This window comes from Comamonas sp., from assembly GCF_036666375.1.
In the GTDB taxonomy this organism is placed as follows: domain Bacteria; phylum Pseudomonadota; class Gammaproteobacteria; order Burkholderiales; family Burkholderiaceae_C; genus Comamonas.
On sequence record NZ_JAVWWA010000045.1, the window covers coordinates 1 to 9,585 of the forward strand.

Below are 9,585 nucleotides of genomic sequence, written 5' to 3' on the forward strand. Positions count from 1 at the left end.
GCTGATGTCGCAGGTTCGAGTCCCGCTACGACCACCAAATTCAAGCCCCAAGCGCGCAAGCGCTTGGGGCTTTCGCTTTTCCGAGGCTGCACTCGGCCCCTGCCCTTTCAGCTCACACGGTCTGGTCGGCGCGCGTGAGCTGCCAGATCTCCACAACCTCTGCGACAAGAGCGACTGCCGCACCATTGGCGGGTGCGGCAATACGTATTTCTTTGTTACGCACTGCATCCAAACGCGTGCCTCCCGGGTAGTGGACAGGTCGGCACCAAATCGCAACCAACAAAGTGCATGACATTTCCTCCACTTCAAGGACATGCAAATGAATCGGTTCCAGATCTTTCGCCCGGTAGCGGTCATGTCGGCTGTTTTCGCTTTGGCTGCCTGCGGCGGCAACGGTGATGCGGATGCACCGGACCAACCGTCGGTCACCTTGGGCAACACCATCGCCGTCACCGCCTCCGGCCGTGTCATCAGCTTCAACCGTACCGATCCTGGCGCGCTGTCCAGCAACATCGCGCTTTCCGGCTTGGCGACGGGTGAAACCCTGGTCGGGTTCGATGTGCGTCCGGCCGACGGCCTGATCTACGCGGTCAGCTCGAACAGCCGCATCTATACGCTGGACGCCAAGACCGGTGCGCTGACGTTCAAGTCGGCGCTCAGCACCCCGCTCGCGGGCAGCCAGTTCGGCGTCGACTTCAACCCGGTCGCGGACCGCCTGCGTCTGGTCAGCAATACGGGACAGAACCTGCGCGTGGATGTGACCACGGGCACGGCCACCGTCGACGGCCCCATCAATGGCGTGGCCGGCGCGATCATCACGGCTTCGGCGTACACCAACTCGTTTGCCGGCGCGACGACCACACAGCTCTACAACCTCGATGCGGCCGGAACCTTGTATCTGCAGGACCCGCCCAACAACGGCACGCTGGCAAACCCCGTGGCGCAGAAGGTCGCGTTCTCGGTCAGCAACGGTTTCGACATCGATGCGCGCAGCAACCAGGCCTATGCGGCGCTGTCGGTGAACGGCAGTGCGCAGCTCTATACGATTGCGCTCAGCGGCACCGACGGCGCGAAACGCGTGGGCACGATCGGCAGCGGCGAAGCGCTGCTGGGCCTCACGCTCATGCAGCCCTCGGCGGCCGTGGTCTACGCCCTCGATGACGCCGGCCAGCTCAGAAGCTTCTCGCCGGCCACGCCCGGCACGCTGTCGGCGCCCGTAAGGATCTCGGGCCTCGCGGCGGGCGAAAACGTTCTGGGAATCGACTTCCGCCCGGCCAACGCACGCCTCTATGCGCTGACCGGCAACGGCCGCCTGCTGACCGTCGATCCGGCGACCGGCACCGCGACAGCAGTAGCCAGCCTGAGCGCCGACGCGGCCGATACCACCGCGCCTTATGCGGGCTTGCGCGGCAGCAGCTTCGTCGTCGATTTCAACCCCGTGGCCGACCGCCTGCGCGTGATCAGCAACCTGGGCCAGAGCCTGCGCATCAACGTCGACACCGGCGCGACCACGACCGACGGCGACATCAACCGCTCCACGCCCGCCGTGGTCGCGGCCGGCGCCTATACGAACAGCTTTGCCGGCACCACGGCCACCGATCTCTACGACATCGACAGCGCCCAGAACGTGCTGGCCAAGCAGATGCCGCCCAACGACGGTACGCTGGTGAACGTGGGCGCGCTGAATCTGAGCGTCAACGGCGCGGGATCGCTGGACATCGCGGGCGGCGCCAACGGCCTGGTGCTGGCCGCGCTGCGCACCTCACCCCTGGGGCCGTTCAGCCTCTATACCGTCACGTTGACGACGGGTGCGGCCACGCTGTACGGCAACACCAGCGGCGATGCCACGCGCTCGTATATCGGCGGCGCAGCGGGCCCGGTGGTGCGCGACATCGCGATTCGCTATTGAGAGCGAATCCGCGCTTCTGACGCGACGCGCTCCACGCCTTGTCTCGCAAGGCGGCGTGGGCCGTCGCGCTGCGTTATGGCAAGTTCCGCATAACGAAGCGTGAAAAGCTTCGTTGGGTAAATCGGCAGACAAATCTAGCATCGTCAGGCTATCGCTGAGCCACCGCTTCCCGGTGGACCGCAGTGAACCCATCACCTGCCGCTGGATTCCCATGTCACCTACCCAAGCCCCCAAAGCTGACCTCGACACGCGCGTGCGCGTGGCTGTCGATGTCGGCGGAACGTTCACCGATGTCGTGCTGCTGCGCGGCGCGACCAAGCACACCGTCAAGGTGCTGACCACGCCCCAGGCGCCCGAGCGCGCCGTGCTGGCGGGCGTGGAGGAAATCCTGCGCCTCGCGGGCCTAGCCTGGCCGCAGGTCGAGCTGCTGATCCTGGGCACGACGCTGGCCACCAATGCGCTGATCGAACGCAAGGGCGCCAAGACCGCGCTGATCACCACCGAAGGCTTTCGCGATCTGGTCGAGATCGGCCTCGAGGACCGCTTCGCGCAATACGACGTCTTTCTGGAAAAGCCCGCGCCGCTGGTGCCGCGCCACTGGCGCCATGGCGTGAGCGAGCGCGTCAACGCCGCGGGCCAGGCGCTGACGGCGCTCGACGAGGACCAGGTCGTGGCGCTGGCGCGCCAGCTCGTGGCCGACGGCATTGAAAGCGTCGCCGTGTGCTTTCTGCACGGCTATGCGAATCCCCTGCATGAACGCCGCGTGCGCGCCCTGCTGGCCCAGCATGCGCCCGAACTCTGGGTGTCGCTGGCCTCCGATGTGTGCCCCGAGATCCGCGAATACGAGCGCCTGTCGACGGTCTCGGCCAACGCCTATGTGCAGCCGCTGGTCGCCGGCTATCTGCGCCGCCTGCAGCAGGGGCTCAAGGAGCGCGGCCTGCAGTCCGAGCCTTTCCTGATGACGTCGGGCGGCGCGCTGACCACGCTGCAAAGCGGCATTGACGAGCCCGTGCGCCTGGTCGAGTCGGGCCCCGCGGGCGGCGCGGTGCTGGCGCGCCAGGTGGCCGAGCAGATAGGCGCGAAGCGCGCGCTGTCGTTCGACATGGGCGGCACCACGGCCAAGATCTGCTTCATCGACGACTACCAGCCGCAGATCAGCCGCAGCTTCGAGTTCGGCCGCGTGCACCGCCATCTCAAGGGCTCGGGCCTGCCGATACGCATTCCCGTGATCGAGATGGTCGAGATAGGCGCGGGCGGCGGCTCGATTGCGCGCGTCAACCACCTGGGCGTGGTGCAGGTGGGCCCCGACAGCGCGGGCTCCAGCCCCGGCCCCGCGGCCTATGGCCTGGGCGGCGCGCTGCCCACGGTCACCGATGCGCATGCGGCGCTGGGCCATGTCGATCCCGCGCGTTTTGCCGTCGGCAAGGTGCAGCTCGACCCCGAACTGGCGCGCGCCGCGCTGGCCAGCGGCCTGGGCGCGCAGACCGGCCTCGCGCCCGAACCCGCGGCCCAGGCCGTGGTCGACATCGTCACCGAGAACATGGCCAATGCGGCGCGCGTGCATGCCTCCGAACTCGGCAAGGCCGCCGATGAAAGCACGCTGATCGCTTTCGGCGGCGCCGCGCCGCTGCATGCCGCGCTGCTGGCGCGCAAGCTGGGCATTGCGCGCCTGGTCGTGCCCAACTCGGCGGGCGTGGGCTCGGCGCTGGGCTTTCTCTGGGCGCCGGTCGCCTATCAGACGGTGCGCAGCCTGCACCAGCGGCTGGACCGCATCGATCACACGGCGGTGCAGCGCCTGCTGAGCGAACTCACCGAGACCGCCGACGCCATCGTGCTGCGCGCCGCGCCCGGCGAGGTGCTGGTGCGCCAGCGCCAGGTGTTCATGCGCTACGCGGGCCAGGGCCACGAGATTGCCGTGCCCCTGCCCGAAGGGCGGTTCGATGCCGCGGCCAGCGCCGCGCTGCACCAGCGCTTCGAGCAGCGCTACGCCGAACTCTACGGCCGCAGCCTGCCGCATATCGCGGCCGAAGCCGTGAGCTGGTCGGTGGCCGTGCAGGCCGGCGAACATGCGGCGCCCGCGCCCGACTTCATTCCCGCCGACCGCGCCGCCGCGGTTGCCACCCAAAGCCGCCAGGTCTATGACGCCGAGAACGGCGACTGGCATGCCGTTCCGGTCTATGAGCGCCATCTGCTGCAGCCAGGGCAATGGCTTGCCGGGCCGGCGCTGATTGTGGAAGACGAAACCACCACCCATGTGATCACGGGATTCGAAGTGCGCGTGAGCCAGCTCGGCGCGCTGATTCTCGACGACACCCTGCAGCTCGCGCCCAGCGTGCTGGAACATGAAGAGGCGGTGACCGCATGAGCGCCGCCGCACAAAGCCAGGCGTCGCGCCACGCAATACGCCAGCAGCTGATCTGGAGCCGCCTGCTGGCCGTGGTCGAGGAGCAGGCCCAGGCGCTGATACGCACCGCCTTCGGTACCTCGACGCGCGAGGCCGGCGATCTGTCGGCCGGCGTGTTCCTGCCCGACGGCCGCATGATTGCCCAGGCCGTGACCGGCACGCCCGGCCATGTGAATTCCATGGCCGACTCGGTGCTGCATTTCCTGCGCGCCTACCCCGCCGCGACCATGCGCGACGGCGATGTGTTCATCACCAACGACCCGTGGAAAGGCACGGGCCATCTCTATGACGTGGTCATGGTCACGCCGGTGTTCCACCAGGGCAGCATCGTCGCGCTGTTTGCCTCTACCGTGCATGTGGTCGACATCGGCGGCCTGGGCGCGGGGCCCGACGGCCTGGAGATCTACCATGAAGGCCTGTTCCTGCCGCTGCTGCACTTCGTGCGCGCCGGCGTGCTGGAGGAGTCCATCCTGGCCATCGTGCGCGCCAATGTGCGCGAGCCCGAGCAGGTCGAAGGCGATCTGCATGCGCTGGTCGCGTGCAACGCCGTGGGCGCGCGCCGGCTGCAGCAGCTGCTGCGCGAGTTCGCGCTCGACGACCTCCAGGCCCAGGGCGACTACATTGTCGAGCGCTCGGCGCGCGCCATGCGCGAAGCGCTGCGCGACTGGCCCAAGGGCACCTGGCACAACCACATGACGGTCGACGGCTACGACACGCCGCTGGAGCTGCACGCGGCCGTGACCATAGACGACGACGGCGTGCGCGTCGACTTCAGCGGCACCTCGGGCACGGTGGCGCGCGGCATCAACGTGCCCAAGGCCTATACCGATGCCTACACCTCGTTCGGCATACGCTGCCTGATAGGCTCCGACGTGCCCAACAACTCGGGCTCGCTGGCCGCGATCCAGGTGAGCGCGCCCGAGGGCTCCATCGTCAACGCGCTGCCGCCCGCGGCCGTCACCGCGCGCTCGGCAATAGGCCAGATGCTGCCCGATCTGGTGTTTGGGGCGCTGCGCCAGGCCCGGCCCGACCGCGTGCCGGCCGAAGGCGCGTCGGCGCTGTGGAACATCCATCTGGTCGGCGGCCGGCCGTTTCCCGGCGGGCCCAACGAAGCGCTGGCCCAGGCGCGGCGCTTCTCCATCACCAGCTTCACCACCGGCGGCACGGGCGCGCGCCCGGGCCAGGACGGCCTGTCGGCCACGGCCTATCCCAGCGGCGTGCGCAACGTCTCGCTGGAGATCCTGGAAACCCAGGCGCCGCTGCTGTTCCGGCGCAAGGAATACCGCGCCGATTCGGGCGGCGTCGGCGCGCAGCGCGGCGGCCTGGGCCAGACGATTGCCGTGGAGAACGCCGACGGCGCGCCCATGGTGCTGGCCGCGAGCTGGGACCGCGTGCGCTTCGCGCCGCGCGGCGCGCTTGGCGGCGGCGACGGCGCCAGGGGCCGGGCCTGGCTGCAGCACGCTGGCACGCCGCTGCGCGGCAAGGGCCGCCAACTCATTCCCGCGGGCGAGGTGCTGATCGTCGAGACGCCCGGCGGCGCGGGCCTGGGCAATCCGCGTGAACGCGCGCCCGCGCGCCTGGCGCAGGATCTGCGGGCCGGACTGGTCACACCCGAAAACGCGGCGCCCTACGCGGCGGCCACGGAGGTCTCGGCATGAGCGCGACCCAAGTCATACGCCAGCAGTTGGCATGGAACCGGCTGCTGTCGGTGGTCGAGGAACAGGCGCAGACGCTGATACGCACGGCGTTCGGCACGCCCACGCGCGAGGCCGGCGATCTGTCGGCCGGCGTGTTCCTGCCCGACGGCCGCATGGTCGCCCAGGCCGTGACCGGCACGCCCGGCCATGTGAATGCCATGGCCGAGTCGGTCAAGCATTTCCTGCATGCGTTTCCGCTGGACACCATGCGCGCCGGCGATGTGTTCCTGACCAACGACCCGTGGAAAGGCACGGGCCATCTGTTTGACATGACCATGGTCACGCCGGTGTTCCGCGCGGGCCGCGCCGTGGCGCTGTTTGCGGCCACGGTGCATGTGGTCGACATCGGCGGCATAGGCTCCAGCCCCGACGGCCTGGAGATCTACCACGAAGGCCTGTTCCTGCCCATATTGCGCTTCATCCGCGCCGGCCGGGTCGACCCCGCGGTGCTGGCCATCATTCACGCCAATGTGCGCGATCCGGCCCAGGTCGAAGGCGATCTGTTTGCGCTGGTGGCCTGCAACGAAGTCGGCAGCCGGCGGCTGCTGACGCTGATGCAGGAGTTCGCGCTCGATGACCTCGACGCCCTGGGCGACTACATCATCGGCCAGTCGGCGCGCGCCATGCGCAACGCGCTGGCCGACTGGCCCAAGGGGACCTGGCACAACACGCTGGTCGCCGATGGCTACGACGCGCCCATCACGCTCACGGCCAGGGTCACGATCTCGGACGACGGCATCGACGTGGACTTCGCCGGCACCTCGGGCACCGTGGCGCGCGGCATCAACGTGCCCAAGGCCTATACCGATGCCTATACCTCGTTTGGCGTGCGCTGCCTGGTGGGCGCCGACGTGCCCAACAACGCCGGCTCGCTGGCGCCGATTCGCGTCCAGGCGCCCGCAGGCTGCATTCTCAACGCGCTGCACCCGGCAGCGGTGACCGCGCGCCATGTCGTCGGCCAGCTGCTGCCCGACGTGGTGTTTGGCGCGCTGCGCCAGGCCAGGCCCGATCTCGTGCCCGCCGAAGGCGCGTCGTCGCTGTGGAACCTGCAGCTGGTCGGCGGCGAAGGCCTGGCCGGTGCCAGCGCCGAAGACAACGCCGCGCTGCGCCATGGCCCGCGCTTCAACATCATCAGTTTTTCGACCGGCGGCACGGGCGCGCGCCCGGGCCAGGACGGGCTTTCGGTCACGGCCTACCCCAGCGGCGTGCGCAATGTGTCGCTGGAAATTCTCGAGACCCAGGCACCCGTGGTCTTCGAGCGCAAGGAATTGCGCCAGGACTCGGGCGGCGCCGGCGCGTCGCGTGGCGGCCTGGGCCAGGTGATCGAAGTGCGCCATGCCGACCCGGCCGCGGCGCTGCTGATTGCCGCGGCGTTCGACCGCGTGCACCACCCGGCGCGCGGCGCGCTCGGCGGCCTGGACGGCGCGCCCGGCCACCTGCAGCTGGCCTCGGGCGCGACGCTGCAGCCCAAGGGCCGCCAGGTCGTGCCCGCGGGCGACCGGCTGATAGTCGAGACGCCCGGCGGCGGCGGACTGGGACGGCCCGCGCAGCGACCGCTGGCGCGCATCGAGCAGGACCTGCGCCACGGCCTGATCTCCTCCGAGGGCGCCGCAGTCTATGCCGCTGCCCCCGCCAGGCCCTGAATGCCTGCCGACTTTCTTTTTCCCGCGTTCCCAATAAAAGCCATGAAACTCTTGTTCACGTCCCATTCCCGTTCCCTTCTGGCCGCAGCCCTGCTGTCCATAGGCCTGGCCAGCCACGCGGCGCCACCCGATCACTCGGGCACGCTGACGCTGCTGCTGCCCACCGAGCCCACGGCGCTGGTCACCGTGAGCAATGTCGCCACGCCCATCCTGAGCGTCAGCGCCAAGGTCACCGAAGGCCTGCTCAAGTACGACTACGGCGTCAATCCCCAGCCCCAGCTGGCAACGAAATGGAGCATCAGCCCCGACGGCCTGACCTATACCTTCAATCTGCGCCAGGGCGTCAAATGGCATGACGGCCGCGAGTTCACTTCGGCCGATGTCGCGTTCTCCATCGATCTGCTGAAAAAAATCCACCCGCGCGGACGCAACACCTTTGCCAACGTCAACGCCATCGACACGCCAGACAAGCACACGGCCATCATCCGCCTGTCCAGGCCCGCGCCGTATCTGATACGCGCGCTGGTGGCCACCGAGACGCCCATCGTTCCCAAGCACCTCTACGACGGCACGCAGGCGCAGTCGAACCCCCACAACAACGCCCCGGTGGGCACCGGCCCGTTCAAGTTCAAGGAATGGGTGCGCGGCAGCCATATCGTCTATGAGCGCAATGCCGATTACTGGGACAAGCCCAAGCCCTACATCGACCAGCTGATCGTGCGCTTTGTCGGCGACCCGGCCGCGGCGGCCGTGGCCTTCGAGACCGGCAGCGTCGATCTGGGCTACCGCACGCCCGTGCCGCTGTCCGATCTGGAGCGCCTCAGGAAGATCCCCTCGCTGCGTTTCGAGACCAAGGGCAACAGCTATTCGCACAACGTCACGCGGCTGGAGTTCAACCTCGACAACGCCTACTTCAAGAACGACAAGGTGCGCCAGGCCGTGGCCCATGCGCTGGACCGCAGCGTGATCGTCAAGGTCGTGAACTACGGCTACGGCAAGGTCAGCTATTCGCCCATCGCTCCCGGCCTCACGGCCTACCACGACCCCGCGCCCTCGCCCTATGCCTACGACCTGAAGAAAGCCAATGCGCTGCTCGACGAGGCCGGCTATCCGCGCAAGGCCGGCGGCGTGCGCTTCGAGCTGCCGCTGGACTTCAACCCGATCAGCGCCGAAGGCTCGCGCCTGCCCGACTACATCCGCACCGCGCTGGCGCGCATTGGCATAGCGGTGACGGTGCGCGCCCAGGACCCGAGCGCCTTCATCAAGCGCATCTACACCGACCGCGACTTCGCCTTCACCACCAACGGCGCGAGCAACCTGTTCGACCCGACGGTGGGCGTGCAGCGGCTGTACTGGTCGAAGAACTTCATCAAGGGCGTGCCCTTCTCCAACGGCACGCACTACAACAACCCCGTGGTCGACAAGCTGCTCGAAGACGCGGCCGTGGAAAACGATGTCGCCAAGCGCAAGAAGCTGTTCAAGGACTTCCAGGACACCGTGGCGCGCGACGTGCCCGATCTCAACCTCTACCAGCCCGAGTTCATCACCATTGCCAACCAGCGCGTGCACGACCACTCGCTGACGGCCGATGGGGTGGAATCGAATCTGGCGGATGTGTGGGTCGAGCCCAAGAAGTAAATACCGGCCCTTCGACAAGCTCAGGGCGAACGGGGGAAGCGCCCTTCGACAAGCTCAGGGCGAACGGGGGGAGGCGCCCTTCGACAGGCTCAGGGCGAACGGGGGCTGGCCCTTCGACAAACTCAGGGAGGACGCGGAGGGCCCTTAGCCAGGCTCGGGGCGAGCGGTCAAGATCCGTTTGGGCTGAGTCCTGAGCCCGTCGAAGAATCGAAGCCTGCCATCAAGGCATTGCCGGACCGGGTCGCTCAGCCGACCAGCGTCTGACGCAAGCCCCGTGCGCATGAAACAAATCCG

5 protein-coding genes are annotated in these 9,585 nt (G+C 68.3%); all 5 read left to right on the forward strand.

The features are described from left to right. The first annotated feature begins 319 nt into the window (after window positions 1-319). The 5 genes from RR928_RS12610 to RR928_RS12630 all read left to right on the forward strand — a co-directional run bounded on the left by RR928_RS12610 (window position 320) and on the right by RR928_RS12630 (window position 9,291). Window positions 320-1,909, forward strand: a complete 1,590-nt coding sequence (locus tag RR928_RS12610; RefSeq protein ID WP_332547853.1) for a DUF4394 domain-containing protein — start codon at window positions 320-322, stop codon at window positions 1,907-1,909. 211 nt (window positions 1,910-2,120) lie between these two features. Then, window positions 2,121-4,274: a hydantoinase/oxoprolinase family protein gene (locus RR928_RS12615; protein WP_332682750.1), complete on the forward strand. Its 2,154-nt coding sequence runs from the start codon at window positions 2,121-2,123 to the stop codon at window positions 4,272-4,274. After that, entirely contained in the window at window positions 4,271-5,971 is a 1,701-nt protein-coding gene (locus RR928_RS12620; protein WP_332682752.1) for a hydantoinase B/oxoprolinase family protein, read from the forward strand. The genes RR928_RS12615 and RR928_RS12620 overlap by 4 nt, the downstream gene beginning before the upstream one ends. Further along, the gene (locus RR928_RS12625; RefSeq protein ID WP_332547850.1) at window positions 5,968-7,653 is read left to right on the forward strand and encodes a hydantoinase B/oxoprolinase family protein; all 1,686 of its coding nucleotides are present in this window, start codon (window positions 5,968-5,970) and stop codon (window positions 7,651-7,653) included. The genes RR928_RS12620 and RR928_RS12625 overlap by 4 nt, the downstream gene beginning before the upstream one ends. Before the next feature lie 42 nt (window positions 7,654-7,695). Beyond that, window positions 7,696-9,291 carry an ABC transporter substrate-binding protein gene (locus tag RR928_RS12630; protein WP_332537566.1) on the forward strand — a complete coding sequence of 532 codons (1,596 nt, stop codon included), beginning with the start codon at window positions 7,696-7,698 and terminating at the stop codon, window positions 9,289-9,291. Window positions 9,292-9,585: the final 294 nt, after the last annotated feature.